This window comes from Acutalibacter muris (genome assembly GCF_002201475.1).
Taxonomy (GTDB): domain Bacteria; phylum Bacillota; class Clostridia; order Oscillospirales; family Acutalibacteraceae; genus Acutalibacter; species Acutalibacter muris.
Map to the genome: position 1 here is coordinate 1,502,109 of NZ_CP021422.1, position 21,796 is coordinate 1,523,904.

24 protein-coding genes and 2 pseudogenes are annotated in these 21,796 nt (G+C 52.1%); 18 read left to right on the forward strand and 8 right to left on the reverse strand.

Annotation, left to right across the window (positions count from 1 at the left end; all coding sequences use genetic code 11):
• The first annotated feature begins 2 nt into the window (after positions 1 to 2).
• The 4 genes from ADH66_RS07680 (at position 3) to ADH66_RS07695 (ending at position 4,249) form a co-directional block, all read left to right on the forward strand.
• Positions 3 to 524: a flavodoxin family protein gene (locus tag ADH66_RS07680; RefSeq protein ID WP_066533818.1), complete on the forward strand. Its 522-nt coding sequence runs from the start codon at positions 3 to 5 to the stop codon at positions 522 to 524.
• A gap of 15 nt (positions 525 to 539) precedes the next feature.
• Positions 540 to 1,634 carry an aldo/keto reductase gene (locus tag ADH66_RS07685; RefSeq protein ID WP_066533817.1) on the forward strand — a complete coding sequence of 365 codons (1,095 nt, stop codon included), beginning with the start codon at positions 540 to 542 and terminating at the stop codon, positions 1,632 to 1,634.
• Positions 1,635 to 1,697: 63 nt separating this feature from the next.
• A complete protein-coding gene (locus ADH66_RS07690) occupies positions 1,698 to 2,819 on the forward strand; it encodes an aldo/keto reductase (RefSeq protein ID WP_066533815.1) in 1,122 nt (373 codons plus the stop codon).
• 77 nt (positions 2,820 to 2,896) lie between these two features.
• On the forward strand, positions 2,897 to 4,249 hold the full coding sequence (locus ADH66_RS07695) for an MATE family efflux transporter (protein WP_066533813.1): 1,353 nt from the start codon (positions 2,897 to 2,899) through the stop codon (positions 4,247 to 4,249).
• 66 nt (positions 4,250 to 4,315) lie between these two features.
• Here ADH66_RS07695 and ADH66_RS07700 read toward each other — a convergent pair whose 3' ends face one another.
• From ADH66_RS07700 to ADH66_RS07710, 3 genes are read right to left on the reverse strand one after another with little or no spacing between them, the layout of a single operon-like run.
• Positions 4,316 to 5,497: an MFS transporter gene (locus ADH66_RS07700; RefSeq protein WP_066533811.1), complete on the reverse strand. Its 1,182-nt coding sequence runs from the start codon at positions 5,495 to 5,497 to the stop codon at positions 4,316 to 4,318.
• 20 nt (positions 5,498 to 5,517) lie between these two features.
• Positions 5,518 to 6,171, reverse strand: coding sequence for a hypothetical protein (locus ADH66_RS07705; protein ID WP_066533809.1), 654 nt, complete (start codon positions 6,169 to 6,171; stop codon positions 5,518 to 5,520).
• Between the two features lie 12 nt (positions 6,172 to 6,183).
• On the reverse strand, positions 6,184 to 6,912 hold the full coding sequence (locus ADH66_RS07710; protein WP_066533805.1) for a dihydrofolate reductase family protein: 729 nt from the start codon (positions 6,910 to 6,912) through the stop codon (positions 6,184 to 6,186).
• Between the two features lie 182 nt (positions 6,913 to 7,094).
• On the opposite strand from ADH66_RS07710, the gene ADH66_RS07715 reads away from it, so the two are divergent.
• The gene (locus ADH66_RS07715; protein WP_066533802.1) at positions 7,095 to 7,730 is read left to right on the forward strand and encodes a hypothetical protein; all 636 of its coding nucleotides are present in this window, start codon (positions 7,095 to 7,097) and stop codon (positions 7,728 to 7,730) included.
• Between the two features lie 6 nt (positions 7,731 to 7,736).
• Here the strand turns inward: ADH66_RS07715 and ADH66_RS21975 are convergent, their stop codons facing one another.
• Both ADH66_RS21975 and ADH66_RS07730 read right to left on the reverse strand, forming a co-directional pair.
• A complete protein-coding gene (locus ADH66_RS21975) occupies positions 7,737 to 8,162 on the reverse strand; it encodes a DNA cytosine methyltransferase (RefSeq protein WP_066533800.1) in 426 nt (141 codons plus the stop codon).
• Positions 8,163 to 8,262: 100 nt separating this feature from the next.
• Entirely contained in the window at positions 8,263 to 8,586 is a 324-nt protein-coding gene (locus ADH66_RS07730; RefSeq protein WP_066533798.1) for a DUF4314 domain-containing protein, read from the reverse strand.
• A 110-nt stretch (positions 8,587 to 8,696) separates the two neighbouring features.
• Between ADH66_RS07730 and ADH66_RS07735 the strand changes: the two genes are divergently transcribed.
• The 4 genes and pseudogenes from ADH66_RS07735 (at position 8,697) to ADH66_RS07765 (ending at position 11,425) form a co-directional block, all read left to right on the forward strand.
• The gene (locus tag ADH66_RS07735; RefSeq protein WP_088364396.1) at positions 8,697 to 8,930 is read left to right on the forward strand and encodes a hypothetical protein; all 234 of its coding nucleotides are present in this window, start codon (positions 8,697 to 8,699) and stop codon (positions 8,928 to 8,930) included.
• 86 nt (positions 8,931 to 9,016) lie between these two features.
• Positions 9,017 to 10,037, forward strand: a pseudogene (tnpC, locus tag ADH66_RS07750) (IS66 family transposase).
• An 18-nt stretch (positions 10,038 to 10,055) separates the two neighbouring features.
• Positions 10,056 to 10,271 (forward strand): annotated as a pseudogene (locus ADH66_RS21980) (transposase domain-containing protein); the annotation flags it as partial.
• Between the two features lie 455 nt (positions 10,272 to 10,726).
• Complete coding sequence (locus ADH66_RS07765) at positions 10,727 to 11,425, forward strand: hypothetical protein (protein ID WP_157130560.1); 699 nt, start codon at positions 10,727 to 10,729, stop codon at positions 11,423 to 11,425.
• 558 nt (positions 11,426 to 11,983) lie between these two features.
• On the opposite strand, the gene ADH66_RS07770 is transcribed toward ADH66_RS07765, so the two are convergent.
• Positions 11,984 to 12,304: a multidrug transporter gene (locus tag ADH66_RS07770; protein ID WP_066533782.1), complete on the reverse strand. Its 321-nt coding sequence runs from the start codon at positions 12,302 to 12,304 to the stop codon at positions 11,984 to 11,986.
• Positions 12,305 to 12,319: 15 nt separating this feature from the next.
• Positions 12,320 to 12,655, reverse strand: coding sequence for a winged helix-turn-helix transcriptional regulator (locus ADH66_RS07775; RefSeq protein WP_066533780.1), 336 nt, complete (start codon positions 12,653 to 12,655; stop codon positions 12,320 to 12,322).
• Positions 12,656 to 12,783: 128 nt separating this feature from the next.
• On the opposite strand from ADH66_RS07775, the gene ADH66_RS07780 reads away from it, so the two are divergent.
• The 8 genes from ADH66_RS07780 to ADH66_RS07815 all read left to right on the forward strand — a co-directional run bounded on the left by ADH66_RS07780 (position 12,784) and on the right by ADH66_RS07815 (position 20,323).
• Positions 12,784 to 13,683 carry a radical SAM protein gene (locus ADH66_RS07780; RefSeq protein WP_066533779.1) on the forward strand — a complete coding sequence of 300 codons (900 nt, stop codon included), beginning with the start codon at positions 12,784 to 12,786 and terminating at the stop codon, positions 13,681 to 13,683.
• Between the two features lie 12 nt (positions 13,684 to 13,695).
• Positions 13,696 to 14,574 (forward strand): radical SAM protein, encoded by an 879-nt coding sequence (locus ADH66_RS07785; protein ID WP_066533776.1) that lies wholly within the window; start codon positions 13,696 to 13,698, stop codon positions 14,572 to 14,574.
• Positions 14,575 to 14,717: 143 nt separating this feature from the next.
• Positions 14,718 to 15,383 carry a response regulator transcription factor gene (locus ADH66_RS07790; RefSeq protein WP_066533774.1) on the forward strand — a complete coding sequence of 222 codons (666 nt, stop codon included), beginning with the start codon at positions 14,718 to 14,720 and terminating at the stop codon, positions 15,381 to 15,383.
• On the forward strand, positions 15,380 to 16,750 hold the full coding sequence (locus tag ADH66_RS07795) for a sensor histidine kinase (protein WP_066533772.1): 1,371 nt from the start codon (positions 15,380 to 15,382) through the stop codon (positions 16,748 to 16,750). Before ADH66_RS07790 ends, ADH66_RS07795 begins: the two co-directional genes overlap by 4 nt.
• Before the next feature lie 93 nt (positions 16,751 to 16,843).
• Positions 16,844 to 18,007, forward strand: coding sequence for an ABC transporter permease (locus ADH66_RS07800; RefSeq protein WP_066533770.1), 1,164 nt, complete (start codon positions 16,844 to 16,846; stop codon positions 18,005 to 18,007).
• A gap of 11 nt (positions 18,008 to 18,018) precedes the next feature.
• On the forward strand, positions 18,019 to 19,407 hold the full coding sequence (locus tag ADH66_RS07805) for an ABC transporter permease (RefSeq protein ID WP_066533768.1): 1,389 nt from the start codon (positions 18,019 to 18,021) through the stop codon (positions 19,405 to 19,407).
• 14 nt (positions 19,408 to 19,421) lie between these two features.
• On the forward strand, positions 19,422 to 20,060 hold the full coding sequence (locus ADH66_RS07810) for an ABC transporter ATP-binding protein (protein WP_066533767.1): 639 nt from the start codon (positions 19,422 to 19,424) through the stop codon (positions 20,058 to 20,060).
• A 71-nt stretch (positions 20,061 to 20,131) separates the two neighbouring features.
• On the forward strand, positions 20,132 to 20,323 hold the full coding sequence (locus tag ADH66_RS07815) for a cysteine-rich KTR domain-containing protein (RefSeq protein ID WP_066533764.1): 192 nt from the start codon (positions 20,132 to 20,134) through the stop codon (positions 20,321 to 20,323).
• Here the strand turns inward: ADH66_RS07815 and ADH66_RS07820 are convergent.
• Positions 20,320 to 20,667, reverse strand: a complete 348-nt coding sequence (locus ADH66_RS07820) for a helix-turn-helix transcriptional regulator (RefSeq protein WP_066533763.1) — start codon at positions 20,665 to 20,667, stop codon at positions 20,320 to 20,322. The two genes, ADH66_RS07815 and ADH66_RS07820, sit on opposite strands and share 4 nt — an antisense overlap.
• A gap of 324 nt (positions 20,668 to 20,991) precedes the next feature.
• Between ADH66_RS07820 and ADH66_RS07825 the strand changes: the two genes are divergently transcribed.
• Positions 20,992 to 21,495 (forward strand): sigma factor-like helix-turn-helix DNA-binding protein, encoded by a 504-nt coding sequence (locus ADH66_RS07825; protein ID WP_066533761.1) that lies wholly within the window; start codon positions 20,992 to 20,994, stop codon positions 21,493 to 21,495.
• Positions 21,496 to 21,796 lie beyond the last annotated feature (301 nt).

Genomic DNA, 21,796 nt, shown 5'->3' on the forward strand with positions numbered 1-21,796 from the left:
TCATGAAGATTTTGATACTGAACGGTAGCCCGCGGCCCAAGGGCAACACCGCGGCTATGGTTGCCGCCTACGCCGATGGTGCCCGGGAGGCAGGCCACGAGGTCACCGTCATTGACGTGTGCAAAAAGAGAATCGCCGGGTGTCTGGCTTGTGAATACTGCCACACGAAAGGCGAAGGCAAATGTGTTCAGCAGGACGATATGCAGGAGGTCTACCCCCTGCTGGAAGAAGCGGAAATGCTCGTGCTGGCCTCGCCGGTCTATTATCACAGCTTTACCGGGCAGTTACAGTGCGCTATCCACCGCATTTATGCCCTGGATAAGCCGAAAAACCTCAAAAAAGCGGCATTGATTTTAAGCTCCGGTAGCAATCATGTGTATTGCGGCGCGTTCTATGAGTACCAACAGTCCTTTCTCAACTATCTGCATTTGGAGGATATGGGCATTTTTACTGCCTACGGGAAAGAGAACAAGTCCGACGAAAAGCTGGCAGAATTGCGGGAAGCCGGACGGAAATTGCAATAAACAGGAGGGTTTCAAATGGAATACAGAAAATTGCCCCACGGAAACGAGCGAATCAGCGTCATCGGTCTGGGCGGCGGCAGTCTGCCCGAGGACATCGACAAGGCGGCGGAGATCGTCAGCGCCGCCATCGACAACGGCATCAACTTCTTTGACTTGGCCCCGTCCTACCAGCCACCGTTCTACGCATTCGCCAACGCCTTTGCCGGTCGCAGGGACAAGGTGCTGACCCAAATGCATTTCGGCGCGGTGTACGGCAATGGCAAGTACGGCTGGACGCAGGACTTGGACAAAATCAAGGAGCAGATTGCCTGGAATTTTAAGACCATCGGCACCGACTACACGGACTTCGGCTACCTGCACTGTATCGATACCCACGAGGACTTGGACAAGGCCCTGGCACCCGGCGGGGTGTGGGAGTACATGAAAACTCTGAAGGCAGAGGGCAAAATCCGCCACCTGGGCTTTTCTTCCCACGAGCCGGGGATCGCCCGCCGCCTGCTGGACACGGGCCTTGTTGACCTGTTCATGTTCAGCATCAACCCGGCCTACGACTACCAAAAAGGGGAGTATGCAAAGGGCGAAGTTGCCGAGCGGCTGGAGCTTTATCGGGACTGCGAGAAAGAGGGCGTGGGCATCACCGTCATGAAGCCTTTTGCCGGGGGCCAACTGCTGGACGAGAAAACGTCACTCTTTGGGCGGACGCTTACCCATACCCAGTGCCTCCAGTACGCCCTTGACCGGCCCGCCGTGCTGACAGTGCTGCCCGGCGTGCGCAGCGTGGAGGATTTGCAGGTGGCGCTGAAGTATGTTGATTCTACCTCCGAAGAGCGGGATTACTCCGTCATCGGTGAGTTCACGCCCAAGAGTGCCGAGGGTATCTGCGTCTACTGCAACCACTGCCAGCCCTGTCCCAAGGGCTTGAATGTGGGGCTTATCAACAAATATTACGACCTGGCTCTGGCTGGTGACGAGCTGGCAAAGGGCCACTATGAGAAGCTGCCCCTCCATGCCAGCGACTGCGTAAAGTGCGGACACTGTGAGAGCCGGTGCCCCTTCCATGTGAAGCAGGAGGCGAGGATGGAGGGAATTGACGGATATTTTGGGAAATAAGCCTTGACATGGAGTAGGCTCTAATTTGTATAATTGAGAAAATTTGGAAAGGAAGTACACACTATGAAAAATTTTGGCTTCGGCCTGATGCGCCTGCCCACCACCGACCCGGCCAATGCCGCTGCTATTGACGTGGAGCAGGTCAAGAAGATGGTAGACCTTTTCATCGAAAAAGGCTTCACCTACTTCGACACCGCCTGGATGTACTGCGGCTTCCAGAGCGAGCCCACGGTAAAGGAGGTGCTCACCAGCCGCCACCCTAGAAACAAGTTCACTCTGGCGACAAAGCTGAACGCCGCCTTTTTTGATTCCCTGGAGGGCAGGGACGAGGTTTTCAACCAGCAGCTGGAAAAGACCGGTGCGGGCTATTTCGACTATTACCTGCTCCACGGCATCGACGGAAATTCCTATCCCAAATTCGAGAAGTTTGACTGCTTTCACTGGATGGTGGAGAAAAAGGCCCATGGCCTGATAAAAAGCCCTGGCTTCTCCTTCCATGGCGACGCCCCGCTGCTGGACGAAATCCTGACAAAGCACCCGGAGATGGAGTTTGTCCAGCTTCAAATCAACTATCTGGACTGGGACAGCCAGTGGATACAGTCCAGGGCCTGCTATGAGGTGGCGGTCAAGCACAATAAGCCTGTCATCGTTATGGAGCCGGTCAAGGGCGGTACGTTGGCAAGGGTGCCGGAGGATGTGGAGAAGCTCTTTAAGGAGTACGCGCCTGACGCGTCGCCCGCGTCCTGGGCCGTGCGGTTTGCCGCCAGCCTGCCCGGTGTGATGATGGTGCTTTCCGGCATGAGCAATCTCCAGCAGATGGAGGATAATCTCAGCTTTATGGAGAACTTCCAGCCGCTGACCGGGGAGGAGAAGGCCATGGTGTTCAAGGCGGCAGACATCATAAACAGCCAGATTGCCGTGCCCTGCACCGGATGCTCCTACTGCACAGAGGGCTGTCCCCAGAAGATCGCCATCCCCCAGTATTTCTCCTTGTACAACGAGGATATGCGGGAGCATCTGGAGGAGAAGGGCTGGACGGTAAATTTCAGCAACTATGCCAACCTGACGGAGAAATTCGGCAAGGCGGCAGACTGCGTAGCCTGCGGTCAGTGCGAGGAGATGTGCCCCCAGCACCTGCCAATCATCGAAAAGCTGAAAGAAGTTTCGGCGCATTTTGACCACTGAAAGCCATGTATTCAACGGGGCGGAACAGGCGGACCATACCTGTCCCGCTCTATTTTTCAAGATAAGGAGGTTCAGCTATGAACCAGCCCTCTGCGGCAAAAGAAAACCCCATGGGATACGCCCCCATGGCCAAACTTATCCTGACCACGGGCATCCCACTAATGCTCAGCCTGCTCATCAATTCCCTCTACAATTTTGTGGATTCCGTTTTCGTTTCACGGGTGTCTGAGGATGCGTTGACCGCCCTCTCTCTGGCGGCGCCCATCCAAACGCTGGTGTCAGCCCTGGGGCTGGGGAACGCGGTAGGATTAAACGCCGTTATCTCCAAAGCCCTGGGCGAACGCCGTCCGGAAAAGGTACGCAGGGCCGCAGACGCCGCTATTTTCATTGCGCTGTGTTCCTGGGGCGTGATCGTGGTGATGTGCCTGGCGCTGGTGGGGCCTTACTTCGAATGGCAGTCCGGCGGCAACGAGGCCATTGCGAAATATGGGAGGGACTACCTGACCATCTGTATGCTGTTCTCCTTCGGGCAGATGGGCCAGTGGGTATTTGACCGGTACGTCATTGCCAGCGGGCGTTCCAGCCTGTTCCTGTTCACCCTTTCGGCGGCGTCCGTCACCAACCTGATTCTGGACCCCATCTTTATCTTTGGTTATTTCGGCCTGCCGCGGATGGAGACCATGGGGGCGGCCATCGCCACCGTGATAGGCCAGTGCATGGGGATGCTGGCGGGGATTTTCATCAACCGCCGGTGGAACCCGGAAATATCCTTTGGTTTCACTTTGCGCCCGGATTTTGGCAGTGTGAAAGCCATCTTGAAGGTGGGGGTACCATCTACCTTGGTGCAGGTACTGACCTCCTTCGTCAGCATGGTGATGAACACGATCTTGCTGGGGTTTTCCTCCACGGCAGTGGCGGTATACGGCGTGTGCATACGCATTTTCGGCATATCGACTGTGGGGGTGCATGGCATCGACAACGGCCTGATCCCCATCGTGGCCTACAATTATGGCGCGGGCAAAAAAGAGCGCATCTCCCAGGCGGTAAAGTGGGCGATGATCTACTCCGCGTTATTCTTTCTGTTGTTCTTTGCGGTGCTGGAAATTGCCCCCGCGCTGGTACTGCAAATTTTTGAAACCTCTGAGCATATGCGCCAGATCGCCGTCCCCGCCCTGCGCATTTTGACCGTGTCCTGGCTGGCGTCCATCCCGAGCCTGGTGCTGGCGGCGTCCTTCCAGGGATTCTCCCTGGGCACCTACAGCATGGTGCTGACCATGACCCGCCAGGCCATACTGCCGGTGGCGTTCGCGCTGCTTTTGCAGTTTTTCGGGAACTTGAATCTGATCTGGCTTGGGTTCATTCTGGCGGAATTAGCGGGGATTCCCTTGGCGCTGGTTTTGTGGAAAAAAGCCTGGCGTGGAGTATTTTAGGTGAGAACAGAAAGAAGCTGGCGGTTAAAAGATTTCATAACCGCCAGCTTCTTTCTTTTTGCCTCTTTATCCCCGTTTCTTCCAGTACACCCCATGGAACAAGCACCCCATCAAAGTAGACGCCCCCGCCAGCGCGTAGGTCAGCACATACCCCGCCCCGGCGGAGACCGCGCCCCAAATGGCCGCGCCTGCGCCGTTGCCGATGTCGCCCATGAGCATGAAGATGGTGCTGGCCAGTCCCCGGCGCTCGCTGGGCACGGCAAGCATGACTTCCACCTGCAAAAGTTGGGTGACCGCCGTGATACCCACGCCCACCAGCACGGCAGAGAGCATCATCAGCGCCAGGTTGTAGGCCACTGCAATCAGCCCTGTGCCCAGCCCGCACAGGATAATGCCGAACAGGATGCAGGTGCGCTTGGGTATGTAAGTGATTGCCCGGCCTACGGTCAAGCGGGAGACGATGACCGCCAGGTTGTTCACCAGAAAATAGAGACTGATTTGTTCAATGCCTCTCTCCAGGCCGCAGGGGGTGAGGAAGCTCATGATGGAGGAATTGCCTATGTAAATGAACAGGCTTATCATGGAGGGCAGCAGCACCAAGGTCAGGAAAACCTTATCCAAGCGCAGGCCAATTTTGGGCTTGGATTCGCCCTTCTCGGGCTGAACGGGGCGCTGGTAGTGTTCTTTGATGGGCAGGGTCAGAGCGAAGGAGAGAACCCCCATCACCACCGCCGACCAGAACATGGCCTCCGGGCCGAGGTTGTTATAAATCGCAAGGCCGATTGTAGGCGTCACCGCAAACACCAGGGAGCTGCTGATGCCGAAGAATCCCATGGCGTCCACCAGCAGATCCTCCGGGGAGATGTCGGCTATCATGGTGGGCGGCACCGGGAAGAAGATGCCCTGGGTAAAGCCGTGGATTACCCGCAGGGCGAACAGGACGTTCAAATCTTTAGTGAAGCAGAAGGCCAGGGCGTTCAGCGCGTAAAGCCCGCTGCCGATGACCAGCAGTTTCTTGCGGCCTATCTTGTCGATAAGCGGAGCGACCACCACACGGGTGGCCATGCCCAGCAGGGTCAGGCCGGTCATCATCATGCCGGTAAGGGCGTTGGTGCCGCCCAAGTCCAGTACATAGACCGGCAGCAGTGAAATGAAGATGCTGTTGGTGTAGGACGCAATGGAACAGACCAGCAGCACCAGGATAAAGTCTCGGTTCCACAAGCGCCGGGAAAACATTTTTGCGAACACAATACCCCTCCAAAATAATATCACATCTTTGCCAATTCGTCCACAAACGGTTCCATGCTGTCAAACACTGGCGTTGCCATGTCGCGCAGGCGGGGCATGAGCCGGGTCAGCGGCACCTGGGGCAACAGGAAGGCGCTATATTTCTGCTGGTTCGTCCGCAGCCAGCGCTCGAAATATTGGTCTGCCAGCTCGGTACTACCGGTTTCCGCAAGGCAGTTTTTAGCAGCTTCTACGCAGACGGGTTCAACTTCTATGTTCTTTCCTACCTGCCGGGCGGCAAATTCTACTGCCAACTTGGTGGGGCCAAGAGCTGCGGTATTCATGGCCGCCACTGCAATTTCGCCTCCCTCTGGGGTGACCGCCACGGCGCGCCGGGCCAGCACATCATCATAGACCAAAATGGGCAGCGCCACGCTCTCCTGCACTTTTTCGATACCGCCTTTGATTTGGTTGCATAGCAGGCCGATGCTCCCGCATCCTGCATCTATCAGTTTGTTGAAGTCGCCTGCCAGAATTTCATTTACCTTGTCATTTACCGTATTCCCCGCCGCCTCGAAGTGCTCCCACAGGCAGCCGTCTACATAGTGGACGATCTCCAGGCCAGGGTGCTTCTTTGCAATCTTGTCCAGCGCTGCACAGTTGTTGGGGGCGGTTTGGATAATGCCGATTTTCATAATGCATCCTCCTCAGTTTTCACGCACGTTTTTGGGCTTGTAGGTGATCATCAGGCCGTCGCCCTCCACTCTCTCCACATCCGCCAGGGACAGTGCCACAGGCTGGGATTCATCACCCTCGAACCTCTTGAACAGAGTGTTGGAGTGGGGATCACCGTCCACAACGGGCACCAGCATAGTCTTGATTTCGTCAATCAAGCCGTGGGGCAAAAGCGTCCAATCGGCATAAGCGCCGCCCGAAATAATGGCTTTTTTGATACCAAATTTGCTGTAGAGTTTTTCCATCATCAGCACCGGGTCGAGCTTTTCCTTCCCGCAGAAAATGTAGGAGATGCCTTGCTCCCGCAGGTACTCCAGGTAATCATCGGAGATGTCCTCGGTAAGCACATGGATAATGCCATGCACGCCCCGACTCCGCACTTCGATAGTAGGGCTGTCGTAGGCAATGCCGCCGTCCGGGCTGATGCAGACATAGTAGCGGCATGTTTCACAGGGGGCGGCATAGTCCTCGCAGGAATAAGTATGCTTTGCTTTAGGCAGCTCGACTACCCGACCGGCTGTGAACAGCGCCATCGTTACCGCGCCGTAGATGGTGGCGTCCGCGTACATATCCAACCAACGCTGCCGGAAAATTTCCGTAGCTGGGGCAGCTTCCGGCAGTCGCCCAAAATCGCCGTCGATGTGGCATTCGGCGCTGACATTCAGATAGCAGATGGTGTAGGGCCTTGTCATGGTATCCATCCATCCTTCCTGTCCTCTGTTTTCCTCATTATAACAACGGAGTTGGGGAAAATCAAATACTTAGTTTCTATAGCACGGTATGCCTCAAAAGTATATGAAGTCTTTGAGAAAATCCTTGACATGGAGTGGGCTTCATGTGTTATGATGCAGGCGGAACTCATCTACTTAAAAAGGAGCCGCTTATGAAAGTGTTATTTATTGGCAACAGCCACACCTTTGTACACTATGTACCCGCCCGGGTGAAGGCGTTTTGTGAAAGCCACGGCCAGCCCATCAAGCCGGTGATGCTCACCCACCCCGGCATTGGCCTGGACTGGCACCTGGAGCAGTCCCAGACTTACTTTAACCTTATGTGCGGCGGTTATGATGCTATGATTTTGCAGCACAACGCCCACCCGTTTCCCGGAAAAGATTCCCTGCTGGAAGCCGGGGAGAAAATGGCTGCGTTGGCACCGGAAGGCACAAGAATTTATCTGTACATGACCTGGAGTGAGAAGAATAACCCCCAGGGCCAAGCAGTTATGAGCGAGGCTTACGAGGCCCTGGCAGAGAAGATAGGCGCGGCTGTCTGCCCGGTGGGGCGCATCTGGTGGCAGGTGGCAAGCGCCCATCCGGACGAGGAACTTTACTTTGCCGATGGCGAACACAGCTCTGTATTAGGAGCTTCCCTTTCGGCGGCGGTGATCGGGCACACGTTGTTAGGGTTGGAGGTCACGTCTGAAATCTGCTATGCAGACGCGAAGGAGTTAGAACGGCTGGAGTTGGATTCCCGAATGATTGATCTGGCCATGCGGGATGGAAGGTTGGAGATGACGTGAGCAGAGTCATCTTGTGAGCTTTCCTATTCTTTCTGCTGTATTCCATTCTTCAATTGGATAGTTTCCTACACCCGCCACCATGACAGGAGGTACCTGCCACCGAGAGAGTATAGTACCCCCTTGGCGGCAGGTGTTTTCTGTCATATCTTCTTCAGTCGAAAAAGCAAACTGCTTTTGCCGCCCTTTGTTCGGTAACGCTGCTCCGTGTCTAACAGTTCTGCTTTCCTCAAATCCTGCAATGCCCTGCGCACCGTAGACTGCGATAGCTTTAGTTCCCTGGCAATAGTAGGAATGGCAGGCCAGCACTCGCCATGCCTGGTTTGCATACTTATCTATCTCGCAGTGACCGACGCACTCAAAGCCGCCTACAGCCTCCAGGCCGGAGCGGAAACCGCCGATCCCCGCGAACATATCAAAAAATCGAATTATCATATCCACTTCCTTTTGCGCCAAAAAGTTTTATCTTCACTCTGCAAAGAGTGGAGATAAAACTTGGAAAGTTGAAAAGCGCAGCTTTTCAATCTTTTTCACATCATCTCATGCCGAAATCTTCATCTTCGTCCTCATCCATGTCCGGCTCCTGTTCCTCTGCCAGTTCTTCCTCCGTCAGCTTGTGGAAAGAATCCTCGCTGGGGATAAGCCCCAGCGACCGGCCATTGTCAAACTTGCAGTGCAGAGTGCCGGTGTCATCCACGGTAAGCACTGTACCGCGGGTGTTGTCATCGACCCGGTGCATATCCTCTCCCAGATACTCAAAAGTTAAACTTTGTTTAACTTTCAGCATGATCCTGGTACCGATGGGGTATTCGGCCTTGTAATACTCTGCCATCCTGTGCAGTCTATCCCATTCGTTCATCTTGAAAACCTCCTTTTACATACCGCCCATGCGCGTTTTGTGGAAAAGAGTTTAGCAGCGATAGATGGCAGGGTGGCGAATACTGCAGCCGGGAGTGTTATTTGCAGGCCATGGCACAGACGAGGGAGGATAGGGTCTGCGGCTGGTGCGGAGAGGGATTCAGCACGTTTGTCAAGTCAGAGCAGAAATACTGCAGCCGGGAATGCGCGGCAGCAGCCCGGCATGACCCTGGCCACAAACGGGGCATGAGGCGCATCCGGTACACCAGTGCGGAGGATTGGAAGGAACAGCTGCATGAGGCCAGCAAAAAATCCCCACCCCCAAGACGGGGGAGCCTGATTTAGAGCAGATCGTATACAAGAGGAAAAAGCAGGCTGGGAAACGGGAACTGGACTTTTCTAAGCTGCCAACAGAGCAAATTGTTCACGAGCTGCCAGAGGAAGAACGTGTCTGCCCGGTATGCGGCGGGGAGATGCACGCCTGCGGCCACGAGGTTGTTCGGAGGGAACTGCGGTATGTCCCGGCGCAGTATAAGGTAGTGGAGCACGTCCAGACGGCCTACAGCTGCCGGAATTGCGAGAAAAACGCGTTAGCCACGCCCATGAAAAAGAGCGAAGTCCCAGCGGGGCTCCTCCCTGGCAGCGGGATCGTTTCGCCCAGCCTGCTTGCGCACATTTTGAACAACAAATATGCGCTGGCATTGCCGTTGTACCGGCAGGAACAGGAATTTCAGCGGATCGGTGTGCCGGCAGACAATGGCAAACTGGGTGATCGCCACCCACGAGAGATGGTTTGAGGATTTCTTCCAGCGTTTGCGCAGTGAACTGCTCTCTAACGAGATACTCCACGCGGACGAGACCACACTGACCGTGCTGCGGGAGGATGGCAGGAAAGCTACACAAAAAAGCTATGTGTGGGTCTACCGGACCTCTGGGGACAGTGAAAGGCCGGTGGTGTTGTATGACTACCAGCCCAGCCGGACCGGGGAACACGCCAAGGCTTTCTTGACGGGTTTCTCAGGATTTCTCCACACCGATGGGTATGAGGCCTACCATTGTAAGCTGCCGCCGGACATAACCGCGGTTGGGTGTTGGGCCCACATGAGGAGAAAATTCACAGATACTCTCAAAACTCTGCCCAAAGACGCGAGGGAAAAGCATCCGGCACAGACTGGATTGCGTTACTGCAACAAATTGTTTGAGCTGGAAGCTGGATACACGGAGAAAAGGCTCTCCTTCCACAAGCGGTTCCAGGCAAGGAAAGAGTATTCTGTACCCATAGCAGAGGAGTTTTTTGCCTGGGCTAAAAATGAATATGACCGCAACCCCGTGCCAAAGTCTGCCTATGGCGCGGCGCTGACTTATACCGTAAAGCAAAAAGAGTGGTTGATGCACGTGTTCCTGGATGGGCGCTTGGAACTGTCCAACAACCGTGCGGAGCGGGCTGAATAGTAACCTTGCGGTTACTATCGGCCCTTTGCCGTGGGCCGGAAGAATTGGCTGTTTTCCAACACGCCCAGAGGAGCCAGCGCCAGTGCAGTCGCTTATTCTATTGTGGAGACTGCTAAAGCCAACGGCCTGCGGCCTTTCCGGTACTTCCAATTCTTATTGGAACGGCTGCCGGTAGGAACCTCTGCTGACGATTGCGCGCCTTGGAATGATGCGGCACAAGACTTGTGCCGATAACCAGTTGGCCAATTTAATGCATTAATTCTTTCAAAGAGCGGCTCCTTATGGGAACCGCTCTTGCTTTTTTCCTTTTTTACGAGGGTTCGTATCTATTTTTCGCTTACGGATGTAAGTCAGCAAAAAATAGATTCGAACCCTCACAATGACAGAATAGGGCGAGAAATACATAGTCGGACGCTGGGAGTTAGCTCTCACAAATAAGCGATCAGCTTTTTCATTTTCAAGAGAAAGGCGTTGATAAAAATCAAGATAACCGCAAAGCATTGTCTGTTCCCTGCCCGCGCTCTGCCCAATTCGGACAAGAGATTCAAAAGCATCTTTAGTGGGTATTTCTTTGAGTTCGGTCTGGACTTCTCAAAATCTTGTGGTATCCTTGTGGTCAAGAAAAAATCCAAGAAAGGATGTGATCCATGAAGAAAATCCTAACTTGCCTCCTGACCACAGCCCTCTTAGTGAGCGTTAATGGGTGCAAGACAGCACCTCCAGACTATGAGCCTGCACAGCAGACCCTCATAGTAAAGTCAGAATCAACCACGGAATCTGACCAAGCTGCTATCAATATAGCTGCCACCCTTGAGCAGATCATCGCTGGAATAAATTTCAAACCGACGGTATCCGTACGCAGAAAATTCGTCAGCAAAGATGAAAACAATAGTCAAACCACCTCTCCACACACGAAACAAGAAAGCGCACACGCATCCACCTCCAGCGTAGAAGACACCGATACGCAGGGCACAAAACCAAAGACAATAGACCCAACGCCTGCGCCAAAGCAGCCAGACACCGAGCCTGATGCCACCCTGACAGTTACCGTGAGAGCAACTCCCACGCCAGTAGCTACACCCACTCCTACGCCCACACCCGAGCCACCAGCACCCACTCCTATACCTCCCGCTCCAACCCCGGAGCCGGTCATAGAGGAGCCCTCCTTCGACATTGGCTACTGGATAGGCTACGCACAAAGCTATGCCCAGGGCCTTGGCCTGCGGCTGGAGAGCAGCGCGGTAGATTGCTGGGACAACCCCATAGGGGCCGGGCCGCACAGCACCTGTCTTGAGAGGGACATCGCCAGCAGACTGAACCGGTATGCCAACGACCAGGACATCACCGATGTTGTGGATAAGAGCAAATCGAAGATTTGCTCTGTATGAGTCCACTGATGGGAACTGCTACGACATCTATATCGGGTACGCTTGACAGAAAAATGAATGCCAGCCCTGAGTGCATCGCAAATCGCGGTGCACTTTTTCTTTGCTACTCATCGCCACCTGTCGGCCCCTGCGTGGCCCCGTGTCGGGGCTTGCAGGGCTGGGTCGGGAAAACACACGGCCCTGCACCGGCGAGGGCCGTGTCGGGGCAATGTCGGCCCGGTTTGGAAAGGCACTGATTTCGAGGGGATTTGACCGGCTTTGGGCAAGGCCGAAAAGCAAGCAGGAGAAAGGAGGTGGGGTTGCTATGCTCCCCACCTCCGGGTCACAACGTCCGGCAACGCCGGTCGTTTCAGGGGATTCCGGGCTTTCGGGATTGCAAAATAAAATAGGGTTGCTATATAAATTGTGAAAAAAACACCTCCCGCCAAGAGTGGAGTGCGCCCTCTCGGTGGAAGGTGGTACCTGTCACCATGATAGGTCTAGTGAACTACCCAATAGAAGAAGGTATACTGCAGAAAAGAAAAACCACATACAATCAACCTGATTAAGCATTCGCTATCAAGCTAAAATGCGGTCAACAGTTTCCTTGAGCGTATCACTAAACCCATTCAAATCTTCCAAGGAAATAACCTCATTGTTTATCAGCGCAATAATATTCCAAACCATATCAGTCCGGGTCAACTGTAGTTGGACACCCGGGCTCCGTTTATCCGTTTTTATGCGCTTTTCCAAGTGCCAAAATTTATCGGACGGATTACCTTCTCCGTTCAAAATCTCCATGTACTCTCGGTTGAGCTTGTCCATGTAGGCTTCCTGCCAACCGGATAATTTTTCCTTGAAAAGTTTCCAGTCCTGTTTTGTGAATCTCCCATCCTCCACAACAATATCCCCCTATCATTTGTTCTCTGGCAAATTCTCATCGCCCCATGTTTTCATATAGGCTATCACATCCATAAAGCTCCTGCCCAACTCCGTCAATGTGTATTCCACACGCGGCGGTACCTCATGGAAGTCATGGCGGACAAGGAACCCATCCGCCTCCAACTCCCGCAGCTGCTTCGTCAGCGAGGATTCCGTAATCTCCCCCAACTGCCGCCGCAACGCGCCGAAGCGCCGGATATCATGAAAGGCAATATAATAGAGAATCTCCAACTTCCACTTGCCGCCAAGAATTTTTTGCAGCGTGGACATGGTCTTGCAGCGTTCAACCGCTTGCTCGGTTTTTCTCATAGGACAACACCTCTTTGCTAACATTATAACGCATAGGGCCGCATGAATCAAGGTACTACAAAAAAGTACCGTACTTGAATTAATTCTGTATCAGGCTATAATGGGTGAAAACAAGGGAGGTTTTCACAATGAAATTTACCGGCACTATTTGGCGTCCACCCTATGAAGCGTCCTCGATGCTGTTGGAAGTCACGGCAGGCTGTACCCATCACAAGTGCAAATTCTGTACGCTATACAACGACCTGCCGTTCAAGTTTAGAATGTCACCAATGGAGGATATCGAGTGCGATTTACAGGAGGTTGCCGACACGCTGAAACAGTGGCACGGCTTTCGGTTTGACCGGGCCTTCCTCACCGGAGCGAACCCATTTGTGCTGAAAACCGAGCGTCTGCTGGCAATCACAGAACTTATCCGCAAATATGTACCCACGGTGCAGACCATAGGCTGTTTTGCGCGGATTGCCGATGTAACCTTAAAGTCTGACAGCGACCTGAACGCGCTGGCACAGGCGGGATTTGACGGCCTGACCATCGGTATCGAAACCGGCGATGACGAGGCTCTGCGCTTTATGACCAAGGGCTACGCTGCTGTCGACATTGTGGAACAGTGCACCCGGCTGGATAAAGCTGGTATTCACTACAATTTCTTCTATCTGGTGGGCATTTCCGGTATGGGACGGGGCGAGATCAGCGCGAAAGCTACCGCCGCTGTGTGCAATCAGCTGCACCCACAACTCATCGGTGCCAATATGCTTACCATCTATCCAGACTCTGAACTCTATCAGGAGATCCAGCGGGGCAACTGGCAGGAGGAAAGCGAAGTGGAGAAGTACCATGAAATCCGCACGTTGATTGAAAGTTTGGATATTACAACAGAATTTGCCGCGCTGGGAGCCTCCAATGCGTTTCAACTTCACGGCACTTTGCCCCAAGATAAAGCCGCTTTGGTAGCGGCAATCGACCAAATTATTGATAGAGTAGGCGAAGAAAAGCTGCGGGATTACCGCAAAAATCTTCGACATCTGTAAGGAGGTATTCTCGTGCATTTCACAGGAAGAACATGGCGGCCGCCGTATAAATCACAGTCTGTCATTTTGCAGGCAACCTCCGGCTGTACCCACAACAAATGCACCTTTTGCAGCCTCTACAAAGACGAGAAGTTTCGGATGTCCCCGATGGATGAGTTTGAGGAGGATTTAGCGGAGGTCAAGAGCTATCAGCCCAACGCCCGGCGGGTGTTTCTCACTGGCGCGAACCCCTTTGCTATGACCTATGAGAACCTCAAGCTGCGCGCCCTGACCGTTCGCGAGTATCTCATTAAGTGTCAGTCCATCGCCATGTTTGCAAGTATCCGGGACATCAAGAACAAGGAGGTCTGGCAACTCAAAAAGCTCCGGGCCATGGGTATCAATGGGCTGAGTATCGGCACGGAGAGCGGCGATGAGGCCACCCTTGCGCTGGCAAACAAAGGCTATACCGCCGATGATATTTTGGAGCAGTGCCGCAAGCTGGACGAGGCTGGCATCGAGTATTATTTTGTCTATATGACCGGGCTGGCTGGGAAAGGTAATGGGCGGCGCAACGCTGTCAATTCTGCAAAGGTGTTCAGTCAGCTTAACCCATATTTTATCTCGGTAGATTCATTGACGCTTTTTCCGGATACGCAGCTGTACCAGTTGGCAAAGCAGGGTAAGTTTACACCGGCAGATGAAAAAGAGCGCATCGAAGAACTGCAAACGCTGATTGAAAATTTGCACATTCGCACCCATCTCTTTGCAAACTCCGTGTCCAATTACTTTCCCTTTACGGCACGTCTGCCATATGAGAGAGAAAAGGCGATTGGCGAATTGCAAGATGTACTCGACGGTACGGAGGAAGATGAAATGCTGGGATACCGGCAGGGGCTTCGGTCGCTTTGAAAAATCAGTAAGTATTTATCCCTTTGTTAACATCTAGCCACTTGATTTATTACCCGCCTGCGGCTATAATCCTTGTAAAAATCGAGAAATTTCATACAGGCTCCACATTGCCATGTTATACTACGTAAAAAGGAGGTGCGCCAATGGCAACCATACTGATCGTCGAGGACGATATCGACACCAACGAAGCCATCTGCGAATACCTGCAAGAGGCCGGTCATACCACAATTCCCGCCCTTGACGGGGACGAAGCCATCACCTTATTTGCCGCGCAGAAAATAGACCTTGTTGTGCTGGACATCATGCTCCCCACCGTTACCGGACTGGTGGTGCTGAACTCCATCCGCAAAGCGAGCCAAGTCCCGGTGCTCATGCTGACAGCCCTGGAGGACGAATATACACAAGTTACCAGCTTTGACAGCCAAGTGGACGATTACATGACAAAGCCTTTTTCCATGGTGATTTTGGGGAAACGCATTGCCGCTCTGTTACGCCGGAGCAGTCCACAAGCGCCAGTAAACGTATGGACGCACGGCGACCTGACCGTCAATTTCTCCGGCTACTCTGCTCATGATTCTACCGGCGAACTGGAGGTCACCGCAAAAGAAATCGACCTGCTCAAGCTATTGGTGGAGCATCAAGGGCTTGTGCTGTCGCGCTCGCAAATCCTGGACAATCTGTGGGGAGATAACGCAGAAGTCCTGGACAGGCTTGTGGACACTTATATCAAAAATTTGCGGAAGAAACTGCACCTGGATTGCATCAAAACAGTCAAGGGAATCGGGTACAAGCTGGAGGTCGACCCATGAAAAAGCTAAAGATTTTCCCGAAAACATTCCTCTATACGCTGGGGCTCATGCTGATTATTGTGCTGCTGTCCCACGCGCTGATATACTTTCTCATGCCGCGCGCCTATAACTACCAGCAGGAAAAGACGTTGGAGGCAGACGCAAATGCGCTGGCTGATAAAATCATATCTGCTACGCCAGACGAGAGGGTAACCTGTGTCACAGATTTCGCCGCAAAATGGAACTCCAATGTCACCATTACCTATGACGATTTTTCATTTACTGTGGATTTGCTGAAAGCAGAACCCGGTGCTCCTCCAAATTCAAATGGTAAATCTGACTTTACCATTATAGCCGACACTACGGAAGATGGGCTAAAAATTACTCTTGCTAACAACCCCTACGGTGGGGCAGACTTCTTTAGGGTTGAACAGGTTTTTGCAGGTGGAACCGGGAGCCTTACCGCCACCGTTTCCCGCCAGCATATTGAAGATGCCGTTGGCGCAGTGCTGATGATACTGCCGTTTACTGCTGTCCTCTGTGTTGTGATTTCTGTCGCGTTCGCTCTGGCTTACTCAAAAATGTTCACTAGACCAATCAAGCAAATCAGCGCTACAACAGAGCAAATGCAGAGCCTAAAACCAGACGTGCGCTGTAAAACAGATACTCAGGACGAAATTGGTATGCTGGCTGAAAACGTCAACAATCTGTATCAGAGTTTGTTAGCCGCCTTCGCCCAACAGATCAAATTCCTCCGGGCCGCGTCCCATGAGCTGAAAACGCCGGTTACCGCCGTCAGCGCCATGTTGGAAAATATGATTCTTAATGTGGGCAAGTACAAGGATAGGGATACCTATCTCGCTAAATGCAAGGATTTGACTGACCGTCTGGCGCTGATGATAAAGGAGATTCTCGACGCTTCCAAAGCTGAATTTGCCGGGAACCAGGAATGCACAGATTTTCCCATAGCAGAGGCGATTAGGGCAGTGATTGAACCGTATCAAATCATTGCAAAAGCCAAAGGGCTTACCATGAATGTGAATCTGGATGAAACTGATACCGTGCACTTGCCGCGGGGAATGATTGAAAAAGTCATCTCCAATATTCTGGCCAATGCGGTGTCCTATACAAAGCCTAATGGTATCATCATCGTATCTTGCAGTGGGCAAAAACTTGTGGTAGAAAATGAATGTACGCCCATCCCGCCGGAACATCTTGCCCACATTTTTGAGCCGTTCTACCGCCCTGATTATGGCCGCAACCGTGCAACCGGCGGGAACGGTTTAGGACTATATCTCGTCGCAACAATATTGAAATCGCTAGACATTCCATTCACATTTTCCCCATCTGAAAACATGACCGGAATGTCATTTGAAATCAACTTCTGAGCCAACTCCATATTAGCTCCACATTTGCTCCATAATCGTTCCATATTGGCGTGATATGATACCTTCAACCCAAAAGATTGGAGGTATCTTTTTTTGAACGTACTCAGACGAGCCATTTTGTACGACATACGCAAGCCCAGTAAAAGCCTGACCCTGTTCCTGCTTTTTCTGCTGATAACGCTATTCTGCACCATGAGTTTTGCCGTGCTGGACGCAGTGCAGAACGCCGCCGGCAGCTTGCGGGAAACCGCGGGCGCATCCTTTACCTTGCGGGGAAAGCCATTAGAGATTGACGCGGACGACAACGGCTATTCCATGGAGTTTGCAAAAATCTCCCTACAGGATGTTCAGCAGATTGCAAGTAATCCCGAAATCAAGGCTTGCAATGCCCAGGGCACTACTTTGGCAACGGCGGATGGGTTTATTTATCCATCGGGTATGCCCTCCGGCCCGGTTTCCGGGAACACAGAATCCGCATGGAATCAAGGTTTTACCAGCAGCATTCTGACGCTGGCAGAGGGGCGGCACATCAATCGAAAAGATGAAGATGCAGCCCTCATTAGCCGGGAACTTGCAGAAGAAAATGGCTTGTACTTGGGTGATGAACTGTCATTTGCTGAGCCGTCAACAAACGTAAAAATCATCGGCATCTATGAGAGCGACCCCAGCATGGAATTTGATACTGACACGATTTTTACAGACCTCGAATGGGCTGGTGGCAGCATAGAGCGAGTAGATTTTTTCGTCACTGACCCCGCCGAACTGGAAACCGTCATGGCCCGAATTGAGAGTGATAACTACACTCTGCAAGCGAACACAACAGAGTATGACGCTATCTCCACACAGCTTGCCACCATAGGGCGGCTTACCACAGTACTGATAATTGCCGCCATCGCGGTCAGCGCCACGGTACTGCTACTGATACTAGCTATGCGTGTCCGTGGCCGCACCCATGAGGTGGGAATCTTGATAGCCATTGGAATCGGCAAAAGCCAGATTCTCGCACAATTGATCATGGAAACCATGTTGCTTTTAGCAGTGGCTATGCTGGTGTCCTGCCCGGTCAGTTACGCCGCAACAGCACAGTTTCAAGTATACTTGCGGGAGATGATAGGAGCAGTCACCGTAGCAATTCCGGCGGGAAATATCCTGCTGCAATATGCAGTCGAAATGGCAGTTGTAGTGGTGGCAATACTGGTAACTGGCTATCCTATCATGCGGCTGCAACCCAAAGAAATCTTATCAAAAATGAGTTAGGAGGTCATGCCATGAACATCACAAAACGAGCATTTCTGTACATATTCCGAAAGCGTGGAAAATCACTAATCCTACTTCTCACACTGCTGGTTATCTCTACCTTTGTCCTCACCGGGCTGTCTATACTGACAGCGGCAGAGCAATCCGCCTTGAGCCTACGGCAGTCTGTTGGCGGGAGTATCAAGCTGGAGCTGGACGAAAACAGCCCGAACTGGACATACCAGCAGGGCGTTGGCGGTGTGCTGGTAGACTACACAGGTGCGCCGATCACTGACGCAGATATTGAAAAGGTTATGAGCGTCAAAGGCATCCGTGACTATAACGGTATAGGTGATGGCAGCGTCTTTGCAATGGATTTTTCGTTTATTCCAGGCATTAACTTCGGACAAACGAGAGATTACAGCCGCCTCCCCTCCGTTTCTAATTCCGAGTATTTCAACTACTTCCGGCGAGGGGCTTTCCAACTGGTCGAGGGCCGTCACATCACCCCGGAGGACAATCACGTCGTCCTGATCAGCACCGCACTTGCTAAAAGAAACGGCTTGAAGCTGGGTGATACCATCACGGTGCAATGCAGCTATGACGCAGGCGGCTATCCTGACGTGTCACTGAAAATTGTCGGTATATATGAAGTTACTATGGGCGATGGACAATTTAACACCACGTCAACAGACAAACGGAATCGCCTGATTATCGACCACAAGGCCATGCAGGAAATCATGCAGCGCGACAGTATACAGTACGACAACGGCGTGGAGTTTTTTGTGGACGACCCTAAGAACATCGACACAATAGCCGCTGAAATACGCAAATTAGATTTGGGCTGGAACTGTTTCAAACTGACGGTGGACAATACGGCGTATGAGGCGGTCGCGTCCCCTTTAACGGCTATGCAGAGCATGGTGGCAGGGCTGATTATCGGGATTGTGATTGTCAGCATTGGCATATTAGCGCTGATACTCAATATGTGGATTAAGCAACGTACTCACGAAACCGGCATACTGCTTTCTATTGGCGTGAGCAAGGTCAAAATCGTGGCGCAGTATATCCTTGAAACGCTGATGATTGCCATAATCGCCTTCGGATTATCCAACTTTACCAGTGGAACAATTGCGCAGGGCACAAGCAATCTGCTGTTCGCACAGGCAATACAGAACCAGCCGGAAGTAGAAATTGATCTGCCCGATGATGGGACGGAATATCTGGACATTACGGGCCAGTATATCCCTTATGACACATCTGATATGGTAACGCCTGACAATGTGGAAGTCCATGTCACGCCAGCCAGCCTGCTATGGGTCACCCTACTGGGAATCGTCATATGCACAGCCGCTGTCACGCTGGCATCTCTGCCAGTGATAAAAATGCAGCCGAAAAATATCCTATCACAAATGAGCTAAAGGAGGACAATCGAATGAGCATTTTGGAAGTTAAAGACCTCAAGTATTCCTACGAAAACAATAAGCCTGTGCTACGGGGGATCAACGCGAAGATGGAGCAGGGCAAGATGTACGCTATCCTTGGCCCCTCCGGGTGCGGCAAGACAACCTTACTGTCTTTGTTGGGCGGGCTGGACAGCCCCTCTGATGGGCAGATTTTGTACCAGGGAGAGGACATTGCAAGCACAGGCCTTGCCGACCACCGGCGCAGTCATGTGGCGTTTATCTTCCAGAGTTACAACCTGATCGATTACCTTACGCCGATGGAAAATGTAGCACTGACTTCCAAACAGCCGCCATTGCCCATCCTGGAGCAGTTAGGATTGACCGCAGAGGAAAGCAAACGTAATGTGCTGAAACTGTCCGGGGGTCAACAGCAACGTGTAGCCATTGCCCGCGCCCTGGCCAGCAACGCACAGGTTATTCTTGCCGATGAGCCGACTGGAAATCTGGACGAGGACACCGCCGCTGAAATTACTGCTATTCTAAAAGAAAGCGCGCATAAATCCGGCAAATGCGTGGTGATTGTGACGCACTCCAGAGAATTGGCAAAGCAAGCGGATGTGGTTATGCGGCTGAAGAAAGGTATTTTAGATATTCTAGAAATAGCCTGATGAGGCGCTCTTCTAGATTGCGGCCCGAGCCAGTTACCAGATACAGAGCCAGCGCCGCAGGAGGTGTGAATATGGACAAAAAGAAAGAGGAACATTGGATTCATTGCCCCATCTGTAGAGCAAAAACGCATACCAAAGTTGACCCGGATACAGTTCTGCTGAACTTCCCGCTCTACTGCTCCAAATGCAAGAGAAGTATCCGAATTGGCGTGATTAACCTTAAAATGGTTGTAAATAATGAACCGGGCAAGAACGTGGATTAGACCTTTTGACCCCGCTTGGCCTTTACAATGTTGAGCGCAGCCTCAACGACTGGAATCAGTGCGGCGATCTCGTCATCGCTGCACTCTTTCAGCAGAATTTGCATCTTCCGGAAAGCTGACTCGTCCTGCTTTAGTTCGGGATAAAAGATGTCCCATGGATCTATCCCCAACTCCCGAACTAAGGGATAGAGAATTGTCATCTTTGGATTTCCGTTATAGTTTTCTATGTTCAGAATCGTGCGGGAGTCAATAGCGAGTTGCTCCGCTAAACCTCGCTGGGAAAATCCGTGGCTGACACGGGCCTGTCTGATAGTATCTCCTAATGGTTTTGCATACTCTGGCATTAAAATTCACCTCATATGCATTTTACAATACACTATGCTAACATGGAATGTTTGTAAATACGCTTAATAGTGTATTTTAATTCACTACGAAGGAAGGGAAATCACTCTTGCATATTTGTGCTATTGAAGTACATTTCGTCTCCATGCTGTAAGGTTCCACACATCTAAATACGCATCACAGTACACTAACGGCGTTCTTACGGGTTTGATTTCCCGCAAGAACGCCGTTTTTGGCCTTGCTTTTTGTTCTTTTGTAGGCTGTCGTAGCCCACCCCAATCAATCGTTTTGCCAAACCCAAAACAGATTGATTGGAGGAATCAACGGTGAAATACCCACCAAGAAAAGTATTTGTTTTAGAAGATGGAGTGTATGAGGAGCTCAGCTATATCGAGTTCCGACAGCGAGAAGATACATACCAAGGCAGGCGATTCATACCCCTGCACGGTATGCTGATGGAAGTGTCTGAGGGTGACTATAAAGCATTCTACAAAGACAAACGCCGCCAGAAATATCTGGACGAGCGCTCTGCAAAGAACGGCGATTTTTCCTACGATATGCTCACCACGGATGAGTTCAATGGTGAGGATATTCTGGTTGACATGGCATCCGATACGGCTGGTGACGTAGAAAATGAAATCATGTTGGACAACCTCCGGCTTGAGGTCAAGAGGTTGTCTGAGGATGAGCAGAAAATCCTATATCTCATCTATGGTCAACGGCTTAGTGAACGGGCTGTCGCGGAGCGTTTTCATGTATCCCAGAACGCCATCCACCGGCGCAAAGTACAGATTCTGGCGAAGCTACGGAAAGCCAAAAATTTGAAATAATTGGTTGTCAGCCCTTTCGTTTTTCGGCATGGAAAGCGAGAGGACTTTTTTCTGCCCTCCGTTGCTCTTTGAAAATTGAATATTCAGCGCATCTTTTACTTTCCTTCTGCCGCCGTGAGGAGCGGCAAGCTACATGAGCGGACGCCACTAGTTTGGCCTCCAGGCTCAGACGATGGAACGCACATCCATCAACGGCGATGACCAGCAGAAGGGATAATGATACTTGCGTCCAGTCCTAAAGCCGAGCGTGACCCGTCGCAGCAAAGGAGGGCGCCCTGCGGAGATCCCGCAGGTGGTGAGA